Here is a 24,028-nt window from a genome sequence, read left to right on the forward strand (position 1 = left end):
GTATAGAGAAATCTCGAGGAATTATGAACCTCTTCCAAGCGATTGTTCTCGGCATCGTTCAGGCACTTACCGAGTATCTGCCGGTATCGTCCAGCGCGCATATCCGCATCGTCGGTGATTTGATGTTGGGCTCCGACCCCGGCGCTGCTTTCACTGCCATCATCCAGATTGGTACTGAGCTGGCGGTTATTCTGTATTTCCGCCATGACATCGCCAATATTCTTACTCACTGGTTCGCATGCCTGTTCGGCAAGAACGGCAAGGACTGGAAGGCCCGCATGGGCCGTGGCGACAACTATGCCACGCTCGGCTGGAATATCATCGTCGGCTCGATCCCGATTGTGATTCTTGGCTTCACTCTGCAGAACGTCATCGAGACCACGCTGCGTAACCTGTGGATCACCGCGACCGTGCTGCTGCTGTTCGGCATTCTGCTGTGGGTTGTGGATGCCCGCGCCAAGCAGACCAAGACCATGGACGATATGACGTATCGTGATGCGTTCCTCTTTGGTCTAGGTCAGTCCATGGCCCTGATTCCTGGCGTTTCCCGTTCGGGCGGCACCATCACCGTGGGCCGTGCGCTTGGCTATGAGCGTGAGGCCGCTGTGCGTTTGAGCTTCCTGATGGCCATTCCCGCCGTATTCGGTTCCGGTCTGCTTGAGGCCGTCAAGGCTGTCAAGGACTACAAGACCGATGCGATGTTCCCCGGCTGGGGTCCCACACTGATCGCCATGGTCATCAGCTTTATTCTGGGCTACATCGTGATCATCGGATTCCTGAAGTTCGTTTCCACGTTCTCCTACAAGGCGTTCGCCATCTACCGCATCGCCTTGGCAGTGGTGGTTGCCCTCCTGCTGATCGCCGGTGTGTTGCCGGCCATCGACCCGTCAGTGGCCGCAGCGGCTTAAAGAAACACTGCATCGTCAATAATGCTCCCGCTGGCAGGAGCTGGCTCGCTTTGCGGGTCTGAAGGTGGTTCTGTCTGGAATACCCAGTGACCACCCTCAGTCGGCTATGCCGACAGCTCTCGCCGGCGGGAGCATTATTGTATTCTCAGGTCAGCTACCCATTTGGCGTAGGAACGCCTCGGCCTCTTTGACGAGCTGTTCCGCTTGGGGCGCGCCCAGCGAGGCCTCGGCATCGGCCTTCTGCTTCAGGTCATAATCATGCTCAAGATGGGTCACATAATCCTGCAGCTGCTCGTTGCAACGCACTAGTACCGATGCCTGTGATTTCCATTGTTCAGCCTTGCGTTCCAACTCGCTGACATCAAAAGAGAAACCGATGCGATGCCCCAAAGCATCAAGCAGGCGCATGGTGCCCGCCGCGCATTCGTCGCTGCCGAGATATTGGGGGATGGAAACCCACATGGAGGCATGGAACATGCCACATTCCGCAGCGAAAATATCCAGCACGGTGGGGATGCCCACAGGACCGTTGTATTCCCGGTCTCCCTCACACTGGCAATTGCCGTCGCTCACGGAAATGGGCAGAGGCCTGGTATGGGGGCAATCAGAGAACATCGAGCCGAGAGTAATCACACCATCCACATCGAGTTCTTCAGCGATGGCGAGACTCTGGCTGCAGTATTCCTTCCAGCGGTAGTTAGGCTCAGGCGCGATTTGGGCAAATATTCGATGCCCCTCATCAAGCACAATCTCGTAGAACGTAGTCTGCGGCCAAATAAGATTAGTACGACCGGATACATGGCACAGCATGGGACGAGACACCTGATAGTCATAGAAGGCGTCGCAGTCTATATGGCGAATCTCACGGGATTCGTAATGCTTGACCAGATAACGGACGACGTTCTAAGCCGCCTGGCAAGCATCATTCCATCCCTCGAAAGCGGCGATCATCACCGAACTTGGGGTATTCGCATCTTCACTCATACCTCTAGAGTAACGTGGACTTGATGTCATATATGTTTGCTTCAGCCATAAGCGAGGAGTCAAGAATGGCACACCAGAAACGACACGCCGCAGCTGGACGAACTACACGCTTGTGAGTATAGTAAACACTTGTGCTTTGAGCGGGGGAAAGCCTCGTGAGGCACATGCGGACATAGCTTAGTTGGTAAAGCGCAACCTTGCCAAGGTTGAGACCGCGGGTTCGAGTCCCGTTGTCCGCTCTAGGTCCGATGAGTTGACAGACCTTACGGTGGGTTAGCCAAGCGGTTAGGCAGCGGCCTGCAAAGCCGTATAGACGAGTTCGACTCTCGTACCCACCTCTCAGGCAGACGAAGAAATTCGCTTGCAGGAGCATGACCCGGGCGGTTGGCGCAGTGGTAGCGCACTTCCCTGACACGGAAGGGGTCACAAGTTCGAATCTTGTATCGCCCACGCAGACCGAAGCAATTCGGCTCGCATAACTGAATACCGATTGATTTCGGGCGATTGGCGCAGCGGCTAGCGCACTTCGTTCACACCGAAGGGGTCGTAGGTTCGATTCCTACATCGCCCACTGGAATCCGCTTCTCACGGCGGAATCCTTTGCGGACATAGCTTAGTTGGTAAAGCGCAACCTTGCCAAGGTTGAGACCGCGGGTTCGAGTCCCGTTGTCCGCTCCATCAAAACCTCGCTCCGGCGAGGTTTTTTCGTATTTGTCAGGCTTTGCCAAATGTCGTACACCCAACCTATCGTGGCCTACGTTGATTACCCAGTCCAGGCCTGCACATTAGTACCGCGGACCCCGATAGCAAAGGACAAATCATGGCGCAAGCTACCATCTCCATCACAGTCAACGGCGAAGCAAAGGAGGTGGAAGCAACCACTACCGGCGTCGAATTGTTCGCAGAAGACAAGAACATCGTTGCGGTCAAGCTCAACGGCGAAAACCGTGACCTGTACACGCCGCTTGCCGACGGCGACACCGTAGAGCCCATCACGCTCGATTCCGAAGACGGCCTCGCGATCATGCGTCACTCGGCCACCCACGTCATGGCCCAGGCCGTGCAGGAGGTCTATCCGAACGCCAAGCTCGGCGTCGGCCCGGTGATCAAGGACGGCTTCTACTACGATTTCCAGGTTGACAAGCCCTTCACCCCGGAAGACCTCAAGGACATCGAGAAGCGTATGCAGCGCATCATCAAGTCCTCCCAGTCCTTCCGCCGCCGTTCCGTGACCGAGGAAGAGGCCCTGAAGGAAGAGGCCGACCAGCCCTTCAAGATCGAGCTGATCGAAGACAAGGAAGCACACCTCGACCCGGCCGCCGCCACTGAGATTTCCGAGAAGGAACTCAGCTTCTACGACAACGTCGACCGTGACGGCAATGTGGTCTGGAAGGACCTGTGCCGCGGCCCGCACCTACCGAACACCCGCTACATCAAGGCTTTCAAGATTGAGCGTTCAGCCGCTGCCTACTGGCGTGGCAGCGAGAAGAACCCGACCATGCAGCGCATCTACGGCACCGCTTGGGCCAACAAGGAAGATCTCAAGGCATACCAGACCCGTCTGGAGGAAGCCGCCAAGCGAGACCACCGCAAGCTCGGCGCCGAGATGGACCTGTTCTCCTTCCCGGACGAGATCGGCCCCGGTCTGGCTGTGTTCCATCCGAAGGGCGCTGCCGTGATCAACGCGATGGAGGACTACTCCCGCGAAATGCACCGCAAGCACCACTACAGCTTCGTGCAGACCCCGCATATCACCAAGGGTGGTCTGTACGAGACTTCCGGTCACCTGCACTGGTACAAGGATGGCATGTACCCGCCGATGCACCTCGATGAGGAGTACGACGAGGACGGCAACGTGACCAAGCCCGGCTTCGACTACTACCTCAAGCCGATGAACTGCCCGATGCACAACCTGATCTTCAAGTCGCGCCAGCGCTCCTACCGTGAGCTGCCGCTGCGCCTCTTCGAGTTCGGTACCGTGTACCGCTATGAGAAGTCCGGCGAGGTCCATGGCCTGACCCGTGTGCGTGGCTTGACTCAGGACGATTCCCACATCTACTGCACCCGCGAGCAGATGAAGGACGAGCTGACCAGCCTGCTGACCTTCGTGCTGAACCTGCTCAAGGACTTCGGTCTGTCCGACTTCTACTTGGAGCTCTCCACCAAGGATCCGGATAAGTACGTCGGCTCCGACGAGATCTGGGAGGAGGCCACCCGTACCCTGCGTGAGGTCGCCGAGGCATCCCACCTCGACCTCGTGGCCGATCCGGGCGGGGCCGCCTTCTACGGCCCGAAGATCTCCGTGCAGGCCCGTGACGCCATCGGCCGTACTTGGCAGGTCTCGACCATCCAGCTCGACTTCAACCTGCCCGAGCGTTTCCAGCTTGAGTACATCGCGAAGGACGGCACCCATCAGCGTCCGGTGATGATTCACCGCGCCCTGTTCGGCTCCATCGAACGCTTCTTCGCCGTGCTGCTCGAGCACTACGCTGGCGCCTTCCCGGCGTGGCTGGCCCCCGTGCAGGTGCTCGGCGTGCCGGTTGCCGACGAGTTCGCCCCGCATCTGGCCGGTTTCGTCAAGTCCCTCGAGGATGAGATGGTCCGTTGCGAGATCGACTACTCCGATGACCGCTTCGGCAAGAAGATTCGCAACGCCTCCAAGTCCAAAGTGCCGTTCATCCTCATCGTCGGTGAGGAAGACATGAACAACAACGCGGTGAGCTTCCGCTTCCGCGACGGCAGCCAGCTCAACGGCGTGCCGGTGGACAAGGCTCGCGAGCAGATCCTCGCCGTGATCGCCAAGCGCGTCCAGGTGAACTCCGCCGACGACTTCAACGCCGCTGTAGCCGAGTAAAGGAATACATGATGGCTGACGTGCGTGTCGATGATCCGGCGGACTTCCCGCCTCAGGAAGACACGGTCGAACGACTGTGGACCCCGCAGCGCATGACCTATGTGCTGCGCAACAGCGAGGATCGTCCGACCAAGTCCAAGTCGAAGGACTGTCCGTTCTGCGACGGACCGAAGAAGTCCGACGAGGACGGCCTCATCGCCTGGCGCGGCACGCACGTGTTCGCCATCATGAACCTCTACCCGTATAACGTCGGGCATCTCATGATTTGCCCGTACCGTCACGTCGGATTCATCACCGAACTTGACGACGCCGAATTGTTCGAGTTCGAGAAGGCCACCACCCTCGCCATGAAGGTGATGGAGACCGTATCCCATCCGGACGGATACAATATCGGCATCAATCAGGGCGAGGTAGCGGGCGCAGGGGTCGCGGCCCATCTGCATCAGCATGTGGTGCCGCGCTGGAACGGTGACGCGAACTTCATGCCCATCGTCGCCCAAACGCGCACCATGCCGATTCTGCTGTCCGATCAGCGGGATGCGTATGCCAAAGCGTTTGCACAGCTGGCTTCCGACTACCATCTGCCGCTCGTCTGATACCGGCACGATACCCTCATGCATCTGGTCGAACCAGCGCATGATTCAAAAAGACAATCGAAAACATCACGGGTATGTCTGATTAACGGCCTACAATCGTTTCGTTTGACATCATCCGTTTATTACTGCTAGGAGCATTATGTCAGGTCATTCCAAGTGGGCGACCACCAAGCACAAGAAGGCCGCCATCGACGCCAAGCGCGGCAAGCTCTTCGCCAAGCTCATCAAGAACATCGAAATCGCCGCCCGCCTCGGCGGTGGCGACCCAGACGGCAACCCGTCCCTGTACGACGCCATCTACAAGGCCAAGAAGGCCTCCATGCCGGCCGACAACATCGCCCGCGCCGTCAAGCGTGGTGCCGGTGACGAAGACGGTGCCGCCAACTACGAGGACATCGTCTACGAGGGCTACGCTCCCGCTGGCGTGGGCCTCATCATCGAGTGCCTGACCGACAACCGCAACCGTGCGGCCGCCGAAGTGCGTTCCACCCTGACCAAGGGCAACGGCTCCCTGGCCACCTCCGGCTCCGTGTCCTTCAACTTTGAGCGCAAGGGCCAGATCGTGGTTCCGTCCGAAGGCGTGGACTTCGACAAGCTGTTCGAGACCGCAGCCGAGGCTGGCGCCGAGGACGTCACCGATGACGATGAGGTCTACACCGTCATCACCGGCCCGTCCGATCTGTTCACCGTGCGCAAGGCTCTGCAGGACGCCGGTTTCGACTACGATTCCGCCGACCAGGTCATGCAGCCAAAGAACGAGGTCGAGCTGAGCCTCGAGGATGCACGCAAGGTGTCCAAGCTCATCGACAACCTCGACGACCTCGACGATGTGCAGAACATCTACTCCAACTGGACCGCCTCCGACGAGGTGATGGCCCAGCTCGACGAGGAGTAATCCTCGTGATTATCCTTGGCGTCGACCCCGGGCTTACACGCTGCGGGGTCGGCGTGATCGAAGCCGGCGAGCACCGCCGGCTTTCGTTTATTCACGTGGACGTGGTGCGGTCCTCGCCGGACATCACCCAGGATCTGCGTCTTTTGGCCATCTATAACGGCCTGTCCGAGAAGATGGATCGCTTTGCACCCGATGCCGTGTCCATCGAACGTGTGTTCGCCCAGTCGAATCGCAACACTGTGCTCGGCACCGCACAGGCCGCCGGTCTTGCCATGCTCGCAGCCGCGCAACGCAATATTCCCGTGGCGCTGCATACCCCGACCGAAGCAAAGCTGGCCATCACCGGCAATGGCCAAGCTCAGAAGATACAGGTCGAACGCATGGTGACGCGCATTCTCAATCTGACCAAGATGCCTACGCCCGCCGATGCCGCCGACGCCCTAGCCTTGGCTATCTGCCACGCACTGCGCCCAGCTGGAGCTCTGCAGGGCGGCGAGCGCGAGCAGCATCTGACCGCCGCGCAACGCCAATGGGCCGAGGCCGCGCAGAACTCCGCGCGCCGCCGCATGAACCACGACCGAGGCATGTAGTATACTTTCGAACAGTTGTTCGAATCCTTAAAGGAGCGTCTGTATGATCGGCATGCTGACCGGGCGGGTCGAATCGGTTGAAGCCGACACCGCATTGATCGATGTTGGGGGAGTGGGATACGAGGTACGTATGTCCGCCACCGACCTCAGCCGTCTGCACACCGGAACGGAGGCGCGCGTCTACACGTATATGAATCTTTCTCAGGATGCCGTCACGTTACATGGCTTCCTTGATCAGGCCTCCAAGAAAACGTTCCTGCAGCTCATCAAAGTATCCGGCATCGGACCAAAGGTCGCGCAGTCGCTGCTCTCCACACTGACGGCTGGCCAGCTTGCCCGGGCCATCGCCGACAACGATGCCGCCGCGCTGGCCAAGGCACCGGGATTGGGCAAAAAGGGTGCCCAGAAAATCATCCTCGAACTCAAGGGCTCCATTGACCTGAGCCAGATCGAGGGAGCTTCACCGTCAGGCGCCAAGGTTCAGGCGCAGGTGGACACCAGCATGGAGCAGGTCATTGAAGGTCTGATTTCGCTGGGCTGGCGTCAGCAGGACGCCCAGCAGGCCGTGGCTGAAGCCTGCGAGGACAACGACATACCGACACCGCTTGACACCGACGATGTGCCGCGCGTGCTGCGCCTAGCACTCGCACTGATGGATAGGGGCCGCTGATGAGCAAGGACATGAACTACGGCACATCCAACACTGGAGCCAATGAAGAATCATTGCGCATGGTGTCTTCACAACCGATAGGCAACGAGCCGGTCAGTGATGAAGAGCTCCGCCCGCATGTGCTTGAGGGGTTCATCGGGCAGCCCCGGCTCAAGGCCCAGCTCCAGCTGTTTCTCGACGCAGCCCGCAAACGTGACGTGCCGCCGGATCACATACTGCTTGCCGGCCCTCCAGGCCTCGGTAAGACCACATTGGCCATGATTGTGGCCAATGAACTTGAAGTCCCGATTCGCGTGACCTCCGGCCCTGCTGTGCAGCACGCCGGCGACCTGGCTTCGATCTTGAGTTCGCTGGATACCGGCGAAGTGCTGTTCATCGATGAGATCCACCGTCTGCCGCGCGCAGCCGAAGAGCTGCTGTATATCGCGATGGAGGATTTTCGCGTGGATGTGATGGTGGGCAAAGGACCGGGCGCCAGCTCGATTCCACTGACTCTGCCTCGCTTCACCGTCATTGGCGCCACCACCCGCGAAGGTATGTTGCCCAGCCCGTTGCGTGCGCGCTTCGGCTTCACCGCACATCTTGACTTCTATCCGCATGAGGAGTTGGAGAAGCTTATCGAACGCTCGGCAAGCGTGCTGGGGGTCAACCTTGATGAGGGTTCCGCCCATGAACTCGCATTGCGTTCCCGCGGCACGCCGCGTATCGCCAACCGTCTGCTGCGCCGCGTGAGGGATTGGGCCATTGTGCATGACCTTATCGTCGTGCACCCAGCTGATGTCAAAGAGGCCTTGGCGCTGTACCAGATTGATTCCGAAGGCCTTGACCGGCTGGATATCGCCGTGCTGAACGCCATTGTTCGCAATTTCAACGGTGGTCCCGTCGGCTTGAACAACCTCGCGGCCATGGTGGGCGAGGAATCGGAAACCGTGGAAACCGTCTGTGAGCCGTATCTGGTGCGCGAGGGATTCATGGTGCGCACGCCTAAAGGCCGCGTGGCCACCGAGAAGGCATGGCAGCATCTGGGCATTACGCCCAAGGATGATGTCAGCAAGCTCTTCTAGACTTTTCGTGTTTGCACACCTGACGGTTCATAGCCATAACCGTTCGTTTTGAAGGAGTTTGCCCATGGATGGTTCGTCATCTTCCTACATCATGCTTGTCGTCATGATCGTCGTCTTCGGCGGCATGATGTGGTGGCAGTCCAAGAAATCCAAGCAGGCCCAGCAGGAGAAGCAGGATTTTCGTCGTAACCTGCAGCCCGGTACTGAAGTCATCACCATCGGACAGGTGATTGGCAAGGTCGTCGAAGTCGATGAACAGTACGAGGAGATCGTCATCGACTCCGAAGGCTCCAGGCTTCGCTTCGGTTTCAATGCCATCGCCCGCGAGTATGTGCGTCCTGCCTACGTGTCTGACGACGAGGTTGACGAGAACGGCAACCCACTGACCGACGAGGACGCCGAGACCCCCGCGAATGACGATGCCAGCCAGGTTCCGATTGAGGCTTCCATCGAGTCCTCTGAGGCCACGGATGCTGAGACGGACGGCGGCAACGAGACCGAGACGAAGTAAACTGTTCGATTCGGTACCCCATAAGTACGAGAAATACGAGGCGAGCACGCATGGCACAGTCTGATATCACCATCGATGCATTGGACAAGGTAGGCAAGGAGGACGCCGAATATCTGGTGTCTCTAGTGCGTTCCGTGCCGGGCTTTCCCAAGGAAGGCATCATTTTCCGTGATTTCATGCCGGTGCTCGCCGACGCCAAAGGGCTGAGGATTCTGCTCAATGCGCTTGAGCAGGCCCTGCCGGTTCCACCCAGCGAGTTCGATTCCATCGCAGGCCTCGAATCCCGCGGATTCCTGTTTGGCCCGGCCATGGCCGCTCATCTGGGCAAAGGATTCATCGCCGTGCGTAAAGCAGGCAAGCTGCCGCCCGAAACCATTGGCGAATCCTACGACCTCGAATATGGCACGGCAAGCGTTGAAATCGAGACCATTGCCGTTTCCAAGGGCGAACGCGTATTGATTGTGGATGATCTCATCGCCACTGGTGGCACGGCCAAAGCGGCTACCGACCTTATCGAAAAGGCCGGCGGTACTGTTGTGGGCTTCAGTTTCGTGATGCGTTTGGAGGGTCTTGACGGCCTGAGCAAGCTTGGTTCGACACCAAGTAGCTCGTTGATCTCCATGCCGGCCTAAGAATTCGCATAGTTAGTTTTTCGGGATTCGGCATGGATGCATTCGCGCATCAGGCCGATTCATTATCTAGTCAGGGAAGGATCCATGGATCTTTACGAATACCAGGCACGTCAGCTGCTTGAGGAGCAGGACATCCCCACCCCGGGTGCCATCTTTGCTCAGAACTCCCATGAAGTCGCCGAGGCTGCGGATAAGATCGGCTACCCGTGTGTTATCAAGGCGCAGGTAAAAATCGGTCACCGAGGCCAGGCCGGCGGCGTCAAGATCGCGCATAACCGCGATGAGGCCATCCTGGAATCCGAATCCATCCTGCCGATGACCATCCACGGCCATAAAGTATCCGGCGTGCTGGTGGCCGAAGCCAAGAACATCCTGCACGAATACTATGTGTCCATCTCCGTGGATCGCACCTCCCGAGACTTCGACGTGCTGGCGACCGCCAACGGCGGCACCGAAGTCGAGGAAATCGCCAAAGAACATCCCGAGGCGGTCAAGCGTCTGCACATCGATGCGCTCGACGACTTCGATCTCGAGGCTGCGACCAAGATGGCAGCGAGCATTGGTTTCTACCATGCTGATGTCGATCAGGCGGCGCAGATCCTGCTCAAGATGTGGCAGTGCTTCAAAGACAACGACGCGACACTGGTAGAAATCAATCCGCTCGCAAAAATCGGTGACCCGGATGACGAATCCACCAAGCAGCTGAGCGCGCTCGATGCCAAGATTTCCTTGGATGACAACGCGGCATTCCGCCACGACGGTTGGGCCCGTTTCGTTGATCCGATCGTTCCCGACCCGTTCGAGCAGCGCGCCCGTGAGCATGGGCTGCATTACGTGCATCTGCACGGCGAAGTCGGCGTAATCGGCAACGGTGCTGGCCTGGTCATGAGCTCCCTGGATGCCGTATCCGGCGCGGGCGAAGAGCAGAGGAGCGGCATCAAGCCTGCCAACTTCCTGGACATCGGCGGCGGCGCATCCGCGACTGTGATGGCCGAAAGCTTGGAAATCGTGCTGTCCGACCCGCAGGTCGAGTCCGTGTTCATCAACGTGTACGGCGGCATCACCTCCTGCGTGGAAGTGGCCAACGGCATTCTCGAAGCGGTCGCCAAGCTCGGCGGCTCCAAGCCCATCGTCGTCCGATTCGACGGCAATGCCGCAGCCGAAGGCCTGCACATTCTGGCCGAAGCCAATAATCCGAATATTCACGTGTCCGAGACCATGGAGGGTGCGGCGCAGAAGGCCGCTGAACTCGCCGCTGAGTCGACCCAGTCCAAGGAGATTCGCTGATGCTGTTCGTTGAAGATAGTACCCCCGTTATCGTTCAGGGTATGACCGGTCATCAGGGCATGACCCACACCGCACGTATGCTCAAGGCCGGCACCAACATCGTCGGCGGTGTGAATCCGCGCAAGGCAGGCACGTCCGTCACGTTCCCGGCCGCCAAGAACGGCACCGACGTGGATGTGCCTGTGTTCGCCACCTGCGACGAGGCCCGTGAAGCCACTGGCGCCAAAGCCAGCGTGGTGTTCGTGCCGCCGAAGTTCGCCAAGTCCGCCGTCGTCGAAGCGATCGAGGCCGGCATCGAGCTTATCGTGATCATCACCGAAGGCATTCCGGTAGCGGATTCCGCCTACTTTGTTGAGCTCGCCCTGCGCAAGGGCGTGCGTATTATCGGCCCGAACTGCCCCGGTCTGATCACGCTCGGCAATCCGGGCGTCAATCTGGGCATTATTCCTGATGACATCGTTGGCCGCGGCCCGCTCGGACTGGTTTCCAAGTCCGGCACCCTGACCTACCAGCTGATGGGCGAACTGTCCGATATCGGCTTCACCGCATGCCTCGGAGCCGGTGGCGATCCCATCGTCGGCACTACACTGCTCGAAGCGCTGCAGGCTTTCGAAGCCGACCCTGACACCAAGGCCGTAATGATGATCGGCGAAATCGGCGGTTTTGCCGAACAGGATGCCGCTGCTTGGGCCAAGGAACATATGACCAAGCCGGTTGTGGCCTACATCGCCGGTTTCACCGCCCCCGAAGGCAAGCAGATGGGCCATGCCGGCGCCATCGTCTCCGGCGGCAAGGGCACCGCTCAGGACAAGAAGAACGCGCTCGAAGCGGCCGGCATTCCCGTGGGTAAGACCCCGGGCCAGGCTGCCCAGATTATGCGTGACGTACTTGCCAAGGCTTCCATCAACTGATCGGCCACAACCCATCGTGATGAAAGACAGGATTCGCCAATGGGTACGAGGTGCGGCAGCCGCCCTCGTATCCATGACCATCTATGCCATCGCCTTGGGCTGTTACATCGCACTGATGTTGCTCGTCATCTCCATGGAGGAGGGGGGCGACAATCTTACCGCTGGCACCACTAACCTGACGCAGGCCATCGTGCTGCTCAGCGAGGGATCGGGGTTCAGCGCCGACTCCTTCACGCTCACCATCACACCGTTGCTGCTCACCGTGCTGCTCATATGGCTTATTGCCACTTGCATAGCACGATTCAAAGCATTCGCTGTGCATTCCTATGTTGTGGGATTGGTGGTATGGCTGGCCATCAATGCGGTATTCGCTTCATCGGTGCAGGTAAGTCTGAGTCTGGTCGACGAGCAATGGATGATATTGCTCAAGAGCGCCGCGACATTCACTGTGGCGTATCTTGGAGCCGCTCTGCCACAGTCCAGTAGGGTCAAAGCGGCAATCGCATGGATGCGCGAGCAGGTTTCCGAGCAAGTGGTCAGATGCCTGAAATCAGGCGTTATTCTGGCATTCGCCATACTCGCTATCAACCTGCTCATCGGTCTGATTACCGTCATCACATGGACCGTACGCAATCATGCCGCAGTGGTATCCGTATTCGAATTGTCCGGCATGGAAAACGGATCGCGCATCCTCACCACGCTTGCCATGCTGATTTGGCTGCCGAATCTCATGCTATGGGCGATCTCTTGGTTGTTCGGAGCAGGATTCTCCATTGGCGAACTCGCCAACTTCACACTCTGGATGGGGCAGTCCAACGGTCTGCCCGCAGTACCGGCCTTCGGCATACTCCCTGAGCCCATTGCCGATAATCTATGGCGCACAGTAATGCTGGAAATTCCGCTGGGCATCGCCTGTATTGCCGGCCTATTGATGATTATCCTGCCGCAGGGATTCGCCTGCCGTCCACTGAATATACGAGATGCTTCCAAGCGCGGCTCCGTATTGGCATCCCTCATTTATGCCGCTGGCTCGTTCTGCTTGAGCGCCATGCTTACCTCACTGATCGCAACGCTGCTGTTCGCCATTTCCAACGGATCATTGGGCCAGCATAGGCTCGCCCATGTCGGTGTGGATGTCATGGCCTCCACGCGTGCCGTAGGCCATCCTATGGCATGGGGACTTGCCGTGGCCTGGCTCATCGCAGTAGTTGGCACAACGCTTGTTTTTTCGATAGGCTGGATAATCGAGAGAGTCAAGGCTTCTCGCACCACGTCCCATCGAACCGTCGATCCCCGTCAGACACAGTCTGATGTCAACGTGCAACAATCACAAGAATCCAAGGAGGAACAGGATGACAAACACGAACCGGCCGATACGTCGAGCACTGGTTTCCGTCTTTCATAAGGAAGGCATCGAAGTTCTCGCCGACGCGTTCGTGAAGGCAGGCACCGAGGTTGTGTCCACCGGTTCGACCGCCAAGAAGCTGGCCGAACTGGGAGTTCATGTCACTGAAGTGTCTGATGTCACTGGATTCCCCGAATGCCTCGATGGCCGCGTCAAGACGCTGCACCCATACATTCACGCCGGCATTCTGGCCGATATGACCAACCCTGAGCATGCCAAGCAGCTCGAGGAGTTCGGCATCAAGCCGTTCGATCTGGTGGTTGTCAACCTGTATCCGTTCGCCGATACCGTGCGCTCCGGAGCCAATGAGGCCGACACCATCGAGAAGATCGACATTGGTGGCCCGTCCATGGTGCGAGGCGCCGCCAAGAATCACGCCACCGTGGCCATCGTCACCGATCCGGCCGACTATGCGCTGGTCGCTGCCCGTGTGGCCGATGGCACCGGTTTCTCCCTGGATGAGCGCAAGTGGCTTGCAGCCAAGGCCTTCGCCCACACCGCCGCCTATGACGCCACCATCAATGAGTGGACCGCCAAGCACTGGCCGAAGCCGGCTTCCCTGGACGCCGTCGAAGTGGACAAGGACGATCAGGGCACCGAGGTCGATTCAGCCAAGTTCCCGACCCAGTTCACCCGCACGTGGGATCGTGCGCACACCCTGCGCTACGGCGAGAACTCCCACCAGCAGGCCGCTCTGTACGTGGACCCGCTCAACCAGACCGGTTTCGCCCACGCCGAGCAGCTTGGCGGCAAGCCGATGAGCTACAACAATTATGTGGATGCCGACGCCGCATGGCGTACCGTGTGGGATATGGCTCCCTCCATCGCCGTGGCTGTGGTCAAGCACAACAACCCGTGTGGTCTGGCCATCGGTGCCACTGCTGCCGAAGCCCACAAGAAGGCCCACGCCTGCGACCCGATGAGCGCCTACGGCGGCGTGATCGCCTGCAACTCCACGGTCACCCTTGAAATGGCCGAGAGCGTGCGCCCGATCTTCACCGAAGTCATCGTCGCCCCCGACTATGAGCCGGCTGCTCTTGAACTACTGCAGACCAAGAAGAAGAACCTGCGCATCCTCAAGGTGGCCGAGCCGCCGAAGGGCCACGAGGCCATCCGTCAGATTGACGGCGGTCTGCTCGTGCAGGACACCGATTTAATCAACGCCGTTGGCGATGATCCGGATGCGTGGAAGCTTGTGGCCGGTGAAGCCGCCGATGATGCCACGCTCAAGGATCTTGTGTTCGCATGGCGTGCGATTCGCTGCGTGAAGTCCAACGCCATTCTGCTGGCCCACGATCAGGCCACGGTCGGCATCGGCATGGGCCAGGTCAACCGTGTGGATTCCTGCCATCTGGCCGTCGACCGCGCCAACACACTGGCTGATGGCGCCGATCGCGCCACCGGTGCGGTTGCCGCTTCCGACGCGTTCTTCCCGTTCGCCGATGGCGCTCAGGTGCTTATCGATGCGGGTGTCAAGGCCATCGTGCAGCCCGGCGGTTCCATCCGCGATGAGGAGGTCATCGAAGCGGCCGAGCAGGCCGGCGTGACCATGTACCTCACCGGTACCCGCCATTTCTTCCACTGATCGGTACTTCTGGCTCCCGCTGGCGGGAGCTGTCTCGTGAAACGAGACTGGGGGTAGTCCACCGTGAACCATCCCCAGTCAGCTCCCGCTGGCAGCTCCCGTTAGCGGGAGCCATAGTATTAAGAGAACCAACACATATAAGAAAGCCACCGCAATGCGCAATCATCCATATGTTTCCGAAGATCACGAGGGTAAGCCCTGGTTTGAGTGGATTGTGCTTGGCGTCGTCGTTGTCGCCACGGTGGTTGCCGCTTTCGGATACACAATGGCCGCCACAGTAATCGTTGCTGTGACGGCCATCATTACCGGGCTCATTCGCTTGACATTGCGAGAGAAGAGCCCCTGGAAAGTACGCTCAGTCGCGTTCGATTCCTTCATCGGCATTGCTCTCGGCATCGGCCTGCTGATCACGTACTTCAGCTTCTACGGCCTGCTCGGCAACGCCATCTTCGGCTGAGTCCTCTGCAGCCTGCTCATCGGCAGCTTCGAGATCAGCCATGTCGCCCTCGTCAGTCGGCTCAGCCTTGGGCTTGGCGGTGGTGGCCATCTGCACGATGATCATCACCAAAGCCACAACCGCAGCAGCCAGCACCGGAGCGATCCAGAACACCCACAGCTGCTGCAGCGGGTTCTGCGTCAGACCCTCATTCACGGCGGCCACGGCGATACCGGTGGAACGGGCCGGATTCAGACCGGCGCCGGTCACCGGGTAGCTGATGGCCACGGCAATGGCGTAGGCAATGCCCATCGTGGCTGTATAACGATCGGAGCCTTCACCGTTCTTGCCCATGGTGGACATGGCGGCAGCCACCACAATCAGCGAGGCAACGACTTCGACGACAATCGCCAAGGTGATGGAGAACGTGATGCCATACTGGGTGAGCAGCGAGTAAGACACGGAGCCCTTCTCGAATCCGTTGACAGCGGGGGAGAGCCAGACGGTCGAAGTCACCTGCTCGGAAGTCGGCAGCAGCTTGACCACGGCAAAGCCTGCGGCGATGGCGCCGATGACCTGGGCAATCACATACAGGATGCCGTCAACCAGCTTGGTCTTGGAAGCCAGTACGGCGGCCACAGTCACGGCCGGGTTGAACTGTCCGCCGGAAATGCGGGAGAAGATGGCGGTGACTACCGCGTAGGCCAGGCCAGTGGCCACAGCCATGAATACCACGTTGACGCCGTACACGGCGGAGCCCCAGGTGGAGAACGCATAAATAGCAAAGCACAGCAGGAAACTTCCGGCCAGTTCAGCGCACACGCGCAGGCCCAGCGGCTGTTGCTTGGTTTCTTCCATGATTCAATATCCTTTTCATCGATATACGAAAGGCGGCGAACCGCACAAACGTTTGCAAGTCTAGCAGTAGTCCGCCGCTGCGGTATGATATATAGGTTGGAATTGGCTGAGAAAATCGGCCAGCCAATCAAATATCACCATCAGAATTGACAGTAACGTTCAAACTGTCCGGCCACGTTGGGAGAACGATGCCAAACGCATATTCCCGCGCCAGAAGCGCGTATGATGATTCCAATGCCATTCGACTGCAGAAGCTGCTTGCTCAAGCGGGCTTCGGTTCCCGCCGCAAGTGCGAGGATATGATCACCGAAGGTCGTGTTGAGGTCGATGGCGAACTTGTTACCGAACTCGGCACCCGCGTCGACCCGCATAAGCAGCAGGTTCGCGTGGATGGTTCCCGAGTCCGGGTCAACCCAAATCACGTTACCTTGGCTCTGAACAAGCCCCGTAAGGTGCTTTCCGCCATGGATGACCCGAAAGGTCGCTACACGCTGCGTGACATTGTGGGCGACAAGTATGAACGCATTTTCCACATGGGCCGTCTGGATTACGATTCCGAAGGCCTTATTCTCATGACAAATGACGGCGAATTGTCGCAGCACGTCATGCACCCCAAGTACGAGGTGGAAAAGACTTATATCGCCACGCTGGAAGGCCGCATCTCCGGCACGGTGTGCCGCAGGCTCGTGACCACCGGTGTACAGCTCGATGATGGATGGATTAAGCTCGACCACTGCGCGATCATTGATTCCTCCCGTGACTTCACCATGGTCAAAGTGGTGCTGCATTCCGGCAAGAACCGTATCGTGCGTCGTATCTTCGGTTCCATCGGCTTCCCGGTCAAGCGTCTGGTACGCACCCAAATCGGCCCGATCAAGCTTGGTGAGTTAAAGCCCGGCTCATACCGCGTGTTGTCTCAGGCCGAGGTTCGTTCGCTGTCCAAGGAGGTCGGACTGTGATTCGCGTTGCCATCGACGGCCCCGCCGGCGTGGGCAAATCATCCACGTCCAAGGCGCTGGCCAAGTACTTCAACTATGCATACCTGGATACGGGCGCAATGTACCGCGCCTGCGCGTGGTGGTGCCTGAAAAGCGGCATCGACCTCGATGCCGAGACCGTGGATGAGCGTGTCATCACCGAAACGGTGGGGGAGTTCTTCACCGGAGACCATTTCGATATTTCCGTGGATCCTGACGATCCCCGCGTGTACGCCGATGGCGAGGACATCTCCGAGGCGATTCGTTCCACTGAGGTGTCCACGCACGTGTCCAAAGTGTCGAACGTCATTCCGGTCAGGAACGTGCTCATTGCGGCGCAGCGCGCGTACATCGCACGCGAGGCGTCGCTCGATTCCTTCTCTGGTGGACTGGGTGTTGTGGCCGAGGGCCGTGACATCACCACCGTGGTGGCTCCTGATGCCGAAGTGCGTATTCTACTGACCGCCCGTGAGGAGGTCCGTCAGGCTCGCCGCACCGGTCAGGCCGTCAAGGGCGTGGGAGCCGAGGATGTTGCCGCACGAGATAAAGCCGATGCCAAGGTCACCAGCTTCCTGAGCGCCGCCGACGGTGTGACCACCATCGACAACTCGGACATGGACTTCGAACACACACTGGATGTGATGATCAAGCTGATCGAAGATGCCATCGAGAATCAGGAATATGAGCGCTATGCCGCCAATCTTGAAGGCTACGATCTCGATGAAGGCGACGAGGAGCTGATTTCCGGCCGTGGCTTTGAAGACGGAGCCCGCAAGTCCGGCCCCAAGCCGGTCGGCGTGCTGGCTATTGTCGGCCGCCCGAACGTGGGCAAGTCCTCTCTGGTCAATCGCATTCTTGGCCGCCGTGCAGCCGTGGTGGAGGACACCCCCGGCGTGACTCGTGACCGTGTGAGCTATGACGCGGAATGGGCCGGAACCGATTTCAAGCTCGTGGATACTGGCGGCTGGGAAGCCGATGTCGAAGGCATCGAATCGGCCATCGCCTCACAGGCTCAGGTCGCCGTGACTTTGGCCGATGCCGTGGTGTTCGTGGTCGATGGCCAGGTCGGTATGACCACCACCGACGAGCGTATCGTCAAGATGCTGCGCGCCTCGGGCAAGCCGGTCGTGCTGGCCGTCAACAAAATCGACGACAACGCCAGCGAATACCTTGCCGCTGAGTTCTGGAAGCTCGGTCTCGGCGAACCGTACTCCATTTCTGCCATGCACGGCAGGGGAGTGGGCGACCTGTTGGACGTGGCCCTTGGCAAGCTGAAGGAAGCGGAGAAGGCTTCCGGTTATCTCACGCCGTCCGGTCTGCGCCGCGTGGCTCTAGTGGGCCGCCCAAATGTGGGCAAGTCCTCCCTGCTGAACCAACTGGCTCATTCGGAACGTGCCGTGGTCAACGATTTGGCCGGCACCACGCGTGACCCGGTCGATGAGATCGTCGACATCGACGGTGAAGACTGGCTGTTTATCGACACCGCTGGTATCAAGCGTCGCCAGCACAAGCTCACCGGCGCGGAATACTATTCGTCCCTGCGCACGCAGGCCGCCATCGAGCGTTCCGAACTGGCATTGATTCTGTTCGACGCCTCGCAACCCATCTCCGATCAGGATTTGAAGGTCATGTCCACCGCCGTGGACGCTGGCCGTGCCATCGTGCTCGTGTTCAACAAGTGGGATGCGATGGATGAGTTCGACAAACAGCGTCTGGAACGTTTGTGGAACACCGAATTCGACCGCGTGATGTGGGCCGAGCGTGTGAACTTGTCCGCCAAGACCGGTTGGCACACCAACCGTCTGGCTCGCGCGATGAACACTGCTTTGGAATCCTGGGATCAGCGTATTCCCACCGGCAAGCTCAACGCGTTCCTCGGCAGGATTCAAGCCGCCCACCCGCACCCGCTGCGTGGCGGCAAGCAGCCGCGCATCCTGTTCGCCACGCAGGCGTCCACGCGCCCGCCGCGCTTCGTGATCTTTGCCACCGGCTTCCTTGAGCACGGTTACCGCCGTTACATCGAGCGTCAGCTGCGCGAGGAGTTCGGCTTTGAAGGCACTCCGATTCAGATCTCGGTGAATATTCGAGAGAAGAAGCGCAAGTAGTGGTTATCCCTTGCGGTGTTGTCTCCGTTAACCCATGGGCGCAGCACCGCAGGACACGCAAGACGTACGATGATTTGCCAAATCGTATCCATGTGGTAAATTATCTACTCGGTGCTTTTGCACCATCGGGCCGTAGCGCAGTTTGGTAGCGCACTTGACTGGGGGTCAAGGGGTCGCGGGTTCAAATCCCGCCGGCCCGACTTTCTAAGTCCGGAATCTTAATGATTCCGGACTTTTCCTTTTCTCTGACAAGGAGTACGCGATGTTGGCAAATTTCACCGAGGACAAGGATCTGGGCCAAATCAGGGTCATTGCCAGTGATATGGACTGCACGTTGTTGGCTGACGACGGCTCCATGCCACCCCACATGGATGCTCTCATCCGCAAGCTCGATGCGGCAGGCATTACGTTCTGTGCGGCAAGCGGCCGTCCGAACTACACATTGGCCGAGATGTTCCCGGAAATCCAGAACCAGATGGCGCTGATGTCGGACAATGGCGCGGCCATCTACTGCCGCGGCAAGCTCATCTATGAGAGCCTCATTCCCGTTGAACAGTACCAGGACATGATTCGTTACACGCTGGCCGACGGACGCGGATGCCCAACCGTCTGCGGCATCGAAGCCTGCTATATCCGCTCATGCGACGAGCGATACGACAACTATTTCCGCACGTTCTACAAAAAAATCGTCTACATGGACGACCTCACCGAACTTGACCGCGATGTAAACAAATACACGGTATTCTTCCCTGATAACAATTCCGAAGAGGTCTACCGCGAGACCTATCGCGATGCGTGGTCAGACCGTTACACGGTAACGAACGCCGGCAAAATGTGGATCGACATGATGAATCCCGGTGTGGATAAGGGCTCGGCGCTTGCTCGCCTGTGCGAATACCTAGGCGTGGATATCGCGGATTCCTGCGCGCTCGGCGATACCTACAACGATATTCAGATGCTTGAGGCGGCCGGTCACGGCTGCGTAGTGGCCAATGCCGAAGAGCACATGCACGCGCATGCCGACTGGCTGGCACCGAGCAACAACGATAGGGGCGTCGTCACCGTGATTGATACCATTCTGCAAGCCCAGAAAGCCGCCTAATTCATGGATTATTCACTGGTGAACACGCACCTTGTGTACTGTCCTGAGCCATACGGGGTTACACTTGTTCCTTGGAATATGACGAAAGGGACCTGAATTGACCGAACTGAACAATGAAGCCCAGCTCAGCGTAAACGATGATGCCACCGCCGAGAACACCGCGGAAGCCCACATCGAAGAGGTTTTCTCACATTCCGCCGCCAAGATGCGCGAGAAAGGCATGAGCGAAACCGCCATCAATCAATTCCATCATCTCTATAGCGTATGGCAGCACGAAGAGGCATCAAACTGGATCCGAGAGGACGATGTGGAGCCGCTTGAGCAGGTTCCCAGCTTCCGCGATGTTTACGAGACCATCAATCACGACAAGGCCGTGGACGCGTTTGCAAAAACCGCGTTCCTCAAGCTTAACGGCGGTCTCGGCACCTCCATGGGTCTGGAATGCGCCAAGTCCCTGCTGCCTGTGCGCCGCCACAAGGCCAGGCAAATGCGCTTCATCGACATCATCATCGGTCAGGTGCTGACCGCCCGTACCCGTCTGAACGTCGAGCTGCCGCTGACCTTCATGAACTCCTTCCGCACTTCGGCTGACACCGTGAAGGTGCTCAAGCACAACCGCAAGTTCACGCAGCACGAAATCCCGATGGAAATCATCCAGCATCAGGAGCCAAAGCTGGTCGCCGCCACCGGCGAGCCCGTCAGCTTCCCGGAAAACCCGGATTTGGAATGGTGCCCGCCGGGTCACGGTGACCTATTCTCCACCATCTGGGAATCCGGTCTGCTCGATGTGCTCGAAGAGCATGGCTTTAAGTACCTGTTCATCTCCAATTCCGATAATCTCGGTGCTCGCCCCTCCCGCACACTGGCCCAGCATTTCGAGAACACCGGCGCACCGTTCATGGCGGAGGTCGCCACCCGCACCAAGGCCGACCGCAAGGGCGGCCACATCGTGCGGGACAAGTCCACCGGTCGACTGATGCTGCGCGAGATGAGCCAGGTGCATCCTGACGATAAGGCAGCGGCTCAGGACATCAAGAAGCACCCGTACTTCAATACGAACTCCATCTGGATTCGCATTGACGCACTCAAGGCCAAGCTCGCTGAATACAATGGAGTGCTGCCGTTGCCGGTGATTCGCAACAAGAAGACCGTTAATCCCACCAACCCGGATACCGAGCAGGTCATTCAGCTCGAAACCGCGATGGGCGCGGCCATCGCCCTGTTCAATGGTGCCATCTGCGTGCAGGTGGATCGTATGCGCTTTCTTCCGGTGAAGACCACCAACGATCTGTTCATCATGCGTTCCGATCGCTTCCATCTGACGGACAACTACGAAATGGAAGACGGCAACTACGTCTTCCCGAATGTGGAACTTGATCCGCGCTATTACAAGAACATCCATGACTTCGACGAACGCTTCCCATACGCCGTGCCATCATTGGCCGCAGCCAACTCGGTAACCATCCAAGGCGACTGGACGTTCGGCCGTGATGTGACCATGTTCGCTGATGCCAAACTCGACGATCAGGGCGAGCCGCGCTACGTGCCGAATGGCGCATACGTAGGCCCGCAAGGCATTGAACCGGACGATTGGGTCTGATTTCAGCAAGCATCTTGGAAGAAAAACGACGTTATTTTCGTGAAATGGTGTGCAGTCGCGGAAAAAGCCTCTAAGATGGAGGGAGTATGAGACAAACTCATGCACACTTATAACGAAACAGTAACTACACGTGAGGACTAATGGCAGAGGGCACAAGCGGACGTCGTCGTTTTTCCGACAAATGGGGCAAGCACGAGCTGGATGTACTGGCCGTACTCTCATCCGCATTCCCGCAATGGCTTACTTCCCGCCAAATCGCACAGCGAGTCAAGGCTTACGCCGATTCCTATGGGGAGCTGGCCGATCAGGCAGCTAAGGCGGCATTCGCCAAGCAATTCCAACGCGATCGCGCCAAGCTCGCCGCCATGGGCATTGCCATCGAATCGCGCCAGCCTGAATATTCCTCCAAGTCCGAAGGTCAGGATTTCGCCTCGTACCGCCTGCAATTGGGCGATGAACCTCGCATCCGTCTGATGTTCGAAGCCGAAGATATGCCGGTATTGGCCGCCGCCAACTATCTGGCCCGTTCCATGTCTATCTCCTCCGAGCCCGATCAGGCTCAGGTTGCGGCACGTACTTCACGCACCACACCTCGCGTGCCTCAGACCCCGATTCCGGGTCTTGGTCTCGATTCCATCGCCCCAGGCCTCGGCACCCAGCATATTCCGGACACCTTGGTCAAGGTCATTGATTCGCGTCGATTCGCTGCGACCATCGATGTGGACGGCGAACACCTGAACGTGGCATACACCGATTCCGATGATCTGGCCATGTTCGTACTCGAACACCCAGGTGCCACCATCGTCAGCCCGCAGGAAGCCGTGGATGCCTATCATCGTCGTCTGCACGCAGCCAGTCAGTTCACGCTTGCCGACGAGTCCGCAAGCCCGGTCAGCGCTTCGGTGGTCTCTCCCGCAATCAGCCGTGACATCAGCGAACCGGGTGACCCCGAATCCATCAAGGCCCAGAACAAGAAAAACGGTTCCGCATTCCAGACCGGCAGCGAGGTCGACCGTCGACTGCGTCTGATGCTGTTCCTGTCCGCCCATCTTGGCGAAGAGTTCTCCATGGGGGAGCTGGCCGAACGCTTTATCGGCAAGCCGAAGAACGACGATGAACTCAAGAAGTTCGTCAACATCATTCATAAGGACATCAACACACTGACCACGGTGTCCGATGATGGGGAGATGGCCGGCAGCCAGTTCTTCGACATCGACTGGCCACTGTTGGATGCCGAAGGCATCGTGTCCGCCACCAACTCGCTGGGTCTTGAGCGTCTTGCCGGTATCTCACCGCAGTACCTGAGCATGCTCACCGCATCGGTGAGCTATCTGGCACATTCCCCGCTGCTGCCTGACAAGCAGCGCGCCCAGGCCGAAGACCTTTACGAGCGTCTGCGTCAGCATGTGAGCCCCGGCCAGACCCCGTGGCTGAGCCTTACCGGTTATGAGCTTGAACCGCGCAGTTTCTCCGTGGTCAAGCGCGCTATCAACACCGACTCGCTGCTGGATATGGAATACACCGACGGCACCGGACGCACCCGCCGCAAGCTGGTGGCTCCCTCCAAGATTTTCATCGACGAGGGTGTCTATTACGCGGCTGTCTACACCGATGTCGGTTCCGCGGCGCCCAAGGACAAGAAGGCCTACGTCTCCAAAGACAAGACCATCGACAAGGCCAACGGCAAACCCCGCACCTGGCAGGTGCTGCGTCTAGCACGCATCGAAAAGGCCGAACTGGTCAAGCCGACCAAGAAAATTGACGTACCGAACATGCCGGTCAGCGAGCTGCGCAAGTGGAGCTTTGACAACGGCACCGAAGCGGTGTTCATCACCGATCAGCGTGAGTTGCCGTTCATCAAGACCCTTTCCGGTGCCACTGTGGAGCAGTGCGGTGCGGGGGAGAAGGTGCATCTGACTGTGTCCTCCGATTCCTGGTTCGTGGCATTCTGTATCGCCCATGCGCGCCACATCACCGCAGTCGCCCCCGAAACGCTGCGCACGATGATTATCGCCCGTGCCGAGCGAGAGCTCAGCATCAGCGAAAACAAGTAAGGAG

General features: G+C 58.7%; 20 protein-coding genes, 6 tRNA genes and 1 pseudogene. 25 read left to right on the forward strand and 2 right to left on the reverse strand.

The features are described from left to right. The first annotated feature begins 23 nt into the window (after positions 1 to 23). Entirely contained in the window at positions 24 to 908 is an 885-nt protein-coding gene (locus tag BBBR_RS04825; RefSeq protein ID WP_003829353.1) for an undecaprenyl-diphosphate phosphatase, read from the forward strand. A 150-nt stretch (positions 909 to 1,058) separates the two neighbouring features. Here the strand turns inward: BBBR_RS04825 and BBBR_RS04830 are convergent. Then, positions 1,059 to 1,892, reverse strand: a pseudogene (locus BBBR_RS04830) (PAC2 family protein). Positions 1,893 to 2,058: 166 nt separating this feature from the next. Here BBBR_RS04830 and BBBR_RS04835 point away from each other — a divergent pair. From BBBR_RS04835 to BBBR_RS11105, 18 genes are all read left to right on the forward strand, one after another. Then, a tRNA-Gly gene (locus BBBR_RS04835) sits at positions 2,059 to 2,131 on the forward strand. A gap of 28 nt (positions 2,132 to 2,159) precedes the next feature. Beyond that, positions 2,160 to 2,230, forward strand: a tRNA-Cys gene (locus tag BBBR_RS04840). A gap of 40 nt (positions 2,231 to 2,270) precedes the next feature. Then, positions 2,271 to 2,342 (forward strand) — tRNA-Val (locus BBBR_RS04845). Between the two features lie 48 nt (positions 2,343 to 2,390). Further along, positions 2,391 to 2,463: transfer RNA gene (locus tag BBBR_RS04850), tRNA-Val, on the forward strand. A gap of 31 nt (positions 2,464 to 2,494) precedes the next feature. Further along, positions 2,495 to 2,570: transfer RNA gene (locus BBBR_RS04855), tRNA-Gly, on the forward strand. 142 nt (positions 2,571 to 2,712) lie between these two features. Beyond that, positions 2,713 to 4,746: a threonine--tRNA ligase gene (gene thrS / locus BBBR_RS04860; protein WP_003829356.1), complete on the forward strand. Its 2,034-nt coding sequence runs from the start codon at positions 2,713 to 2,715 to the stop codon at positions 4,744 to 4,746. Positions 4,747 to 4,757: 11 nt separating this feature from the next. Beyond that, a complete protein-coding gene (locus BBBR_RS04865; RefSeq protein WP_032738186.1) occupies positions 4,758 to 5,342 on the forward strand; it encodes an HIT family protein in 585 nt (194 codons plus the stop codon). Between the two features lie 139 nt (positions 5,343 to 5,481). Beyond that, positions 5,482 to 6,237, forward strand: coding sequence for a YebC/PmpR family DNA-binding transcriptional regulator (locus BBBR_RS04870; protein ID WP_003829358.1), 756 nt, complete (start codon positions 5,482 to 5,484; stop codon positions 6,235 to 6,237). Positions 6,238 to 6,242: 5 nt separating this feature from the next. Continuing rightward, positions 6,243 to 6,827 (forward strand): crossover junction endodeoxyribonuclease RuvC, encoded by a 585-nt coding sequence (gene ruvC / locus BBBR_RS04875; RefSeq protein WP_003829359.1) that lies wholly within the window; start codon positions 6,243 to 6,245, stop codon positions 6,825 to 6,827. Between the two features lie 43 nt (positions 6,828 to 6,870). Next, complete coding sequence (ruvA, locus tag BBBR_RS04880; protein ID WP_003829360.1) at positions 6,871 to 7,497, forward strand: Holliday junction branch migration protein RuvA; 627 nt, start codon at positions 6,871 to 6,873, stop codon at positions 7,495 to 7,497. Then, positions 7,497 to 8,561, forward strand: a complete 1,065-nt coding sequence (gene ruvB / locus BBBR_RS04885) for a Holliday junction branch migration DNA helicase RuvB (protein WP_003829361.1) — start codon at positions 7,497 to 7,499, stop codon at positions 8,559 to 8,561. The genes ruvA and ruvB overlap by 1 nt, the downstream gene beginning before the upstream one ends. A 64-nt stretch (positions 8,562 to 8,625) precedes the next feature. After that, the gene (locus BBBR_RS04890; protein ID WP_019728116.1) at positions 8,626 to 9,072 is read left to right on the forward strand and encodes a preprotein translocase subunit YajC; all 447 of its coding nucleotides are present in this window, start codon (positions 8,626 to 8,628) and stop codon (positions 9,070 to 9,072) included. A 50-nt stretch (positions 9,073 to 9,122) separates the two neighbouring features. Beyond that, complete coding sequence (locus BBBR_RS04895) at positions 9,123 to 9,704, forward strand: adenine phosphoribosyltransferase (RefSeq protein WP_003829363.1); 582 nt, start codon at positions 9,123 to 9,125, stop codon at positions 9,702 to 9,704. An 84-nt stretch (positions 9,705 to 9,788) separates the two neighbouring features. After that, complete coding sequence (gene sucC / locus BBBR_RS04900) at positions 9,789 to 10,991, forward strand: ADP-forming succinate--CoA ligase subunit beta (protein ID WP_003829364.1); 1,203 nt, start codon at positions 9,789 to 9,791, stop codon at positions 10,989 to 10,991. Beyond that, on the forward strand, positions 10,991 to 11,902 hold the full coding sequence (gene sucD, locus BBBR_RS04905) for a succinate--CoA ligase subunit alpha (RefSeq protein ID WP_003829365.1): 912 nt from the start codon (positions 10,991 to 10,993) through the stop codon (positions 11,900 to 11,902). The genes sucC and sucD overlap by 1 nt, the downstream gene beginning before the upstream one ends. Before the next feature lie 19 nt (positions 11,903 to 11,921). After that, positions 11,922 to 13,307, forward strand: coding sequence for a cell division protein PerM (locus tag BBBR_RS04910; RefSeq protein ID WP_003829366.1), 1,386 nt, complete (start codon positions 11,922 to 11,924; stop codon positions 13,305 to 13,307). Beyond that, entirely contained in the window at positions 13,255 to 14,892 is a 1,638-nt protein-coding gene (gene purH / locus BBBR_RS04915) for a bifunctional phosphoribosylaminoimidazolecarboxamide formyltransferase/IMP cyclohydrolase (protein WP_003829367.1), read from the forward strand. Before BBBR_RS04910 ends, purH begins: the two co-directional genes overlap by 53 nt. Before the next feature lie 154 nt (positions 14,893 to 15,046). Continuing rightward, entirely contained in the window at positions 15,047 to 15,349 is a 303-nt protein-coding gene (locus tag BBBR_RS11105) for a hypothetical protein (RefSeq protein WP_033519558.1), read from the forward strand. Here BBBR_RS11105 and BBBR_RS04920 read toward each other — a convergent pair. Next, positions 15,248 to 16,186, reverse strand: a complete 939-nt coding sequence (locus BBBR_RS04920; RefSeq protein WP_003829368.1) for an MIP/aquaporin family protein — start codon at positions 16,184 to 16,186, stop codon at positions 15,248 to 15,250. The genes BBBR_RS11105 and BBBR_RS04920 overlap by 102 nt on opposite strands. Before the next feature lie 188 nt (positions 16,187 to 16,374). Between BBBR_RS04920 and BBBR_RS04925 the strand changes: the two genes are divergently transcribed. The 6 genes from BBBR_RS04925 to BBBR_RS04950 all read left to right on the forward strand — a co-directional run bounded on the left by BBBR_RS04925 (position 16,375) and on the right by BBBR_RS04950 (position 24,024). Continuing rightward, on the forward strand, positions 16,375 to 17,145 hold the full coding sequence (locus BBBR_RS04925; RefSeq protein WP_014483735.1) for a pseudouridine synthase: 771 nt from the start codon (positions 16,375 to 16,377) through the stop codon (positions 17,143 to 17,145). Then, positions 17,142 to 19,268 carry a bifunctional cytidylate kinase/GTPase Der gene (der, locus tag BBBR_RS04930; protein ID WP_003829371.1) on the forward strand — a complete coding sequence of 709 codons (2,127 nt, stop codon included), beginning with the start codon at positions 17,142 to 17,144 and terminating at the stop codon, positions 19,266 to 19,268. The genes BBBR_RS04925 and der overlap by 4 nt, the downstream gene beginning before the upstream one ends. Before the next feature lie 126 nt (positions 19,269 to 19,394). Beyond that, a tRNA-Pro gene (locus BBBR_RS04935) sits at positions 19,395 to 19,468 on the forward strand. A 62-nt stretch (positions 19,469 to 19,530) separates the two neighbouring features. Continuing rightward, positions 19,531 to 20,370 carry a Cof-type HAD-IIB family hydrolase gene (locus BBBR_RS04940; RefSeq protein WP_003829372.1) on the forward strand — a complete coding sequence of 280 codons (840 nt, stop codon included), beginning with the start codon at positions 19,531 to 19,533 and terminating at the stop codon, positions 20,368 to 20,370. 97 nt (positions 20,371 to 20,467) lie between these two features. Next, the gene (locus BBBR_RS04945; protein ID WP_003829373.1) at positions 20,468 to 21,970 is read left to right on the forward strand and encodes a UTP--glucose-1-phosphate uridylyltransferase; all 1,503 of its coding nucleotides are present in this window, start codon (positions 20,468 to 20,470) and stop codon (positions 21,968 to 21,970) included. 140 nt (positions 21,971 to 22,110) lie between these two features. Beyond that, a complete protein-coding gene (locus tag BBBR_RS04950) occupies positions 22,111 to 24,024 on the forward strand; it encodes a helix-turn-helix transcriptional regulator (protein ID WP_003829374.1) in 1,914 nt (637 codons plus the stop codon). Positions 24,025 to 24,028 lie beyond the last annotated feature (4 nt).

The sequence above is a fragment of the Bifidobacterium breve DSM 20213 = JCM 1192 genome (assembly GCF_001025175.1).
In the GTDB taxonomy this organism is placed as follows: domain Bacteria; phylum Actinomycetota; class Actinomycetes; order Actinomycetales; family Bifidobacteriaceae; genus Bifidobacterium; species Bifidobacterium breve.

Coding starts and splice junctions, on each gene's coding strand:
- BBBR_RS04825 (WP_003829353.1), top strand. CDS start 24: ATGAACCTCTTCCAAGCGATTGTTCTCGGCATCGTTCAGGCACTTACC.
- thrS (WP_003829356.1), top strand. CDS start 2,713: ATGGCGCAAGCTACCATCTCCATCACAGTCAACGGCGAAGCAAAGGAG.
- BBBR_RS04865 (WP_032738186.1), top strand. CDS start 4,758: ATGGCTGACGTGCGTGTCGATGATCCGGCGGACTTCCCGCCTCAGGAA.
- BBBR_RS04870 (WP_003829358.1), top strand. CDS start 5,482: ATGTCAGGTCATTCCAAGTGGGCGACCACCAAGCACAAGAAGGCCGCC.
- ruvA (WP_003829360.1), top strand. CDS start 6,871: ATGATCGGCATGCTGACCGGGCGGGTCGAATCGGTTGAAGCCGACACC.
- ruvB (WP_003829361.1), top strand. CDS start 7,497: ATGAGCAAGGACATGAACTACGGCACATCCAACACTGGAGCCAATGAA.
- BBBR_RS04890 (WP_019728116.1), top strand. CDS start 8,626: ATGGATGGTTCGTCATCTTCCTACATCATGCTTGTCGTCATGATCGTC.
- BBBR_RS04895 (WP_003829363.1), top strand. CDS start 9,123: ATGGCACAGTCTGATATCACCATCGATGCATTGGACAAGGTAGGCAAG.
- sucC (WP_003829364.1), top strand. CDS start 9,789: ATGGATCTTTACGAATACCAGGCACGTCAGCTGCTTGAGGAGCAGGAC.
- sucD (WP_003829365.1), top strand. CDS start 10,991: ATGCTGTTCGTTGAAGATAGTACCCCCGTTATCGTTCAGGGTATGACC.
- BBBR_RS04910 (WP_003829366.1), top strand. CDS start 11,922: ATGAAAGACAGGATTCGCCAATGGGTACGAGGTGCGGCAGCCGCCCTC.
- purH (WP_003829367.1), top strand. CDS start 13,255: ATGACAAACACGAACCGGCCGATACGTCGAGCACTGGTTTCCGTCTTT.
- BBBR_RS11105 (WP_033519558.1), top strand. CDS start 15,047: ATGCGCAATCATCCATATGTTTCCGAAGATCACGAGGGTAAGCCCTGG.
- BBBR_RS04920 (WP_003829368.1), bottom strand. CDS start 16,186: ATGGAAGAAACCAAGCAACAGCCGCTGGGCCTGCGCGTGTGCGCTGAA.
- BBBR_RS04925 (WP_014483735.1), top strand. CDS start 16,375: ATGCCAAACGCATATTCCCGCGCCAGAAGCGCGTATGATGATTCCAAT.
- BBBR_RS04940 (WP_003829372.1), top strand. CDS start 19,531: ATGTTGGCAAATTTCACCGAGGACAAGGATCTGGGCCAAATCAGGGTC.
- BBBR_RS04950 (WP_003829374.1), top strand. CDS start 22,111: ATGGCAGAGGGCACAAGCGGACGTCGTCGTTTTTCCGACAAATGGGGC.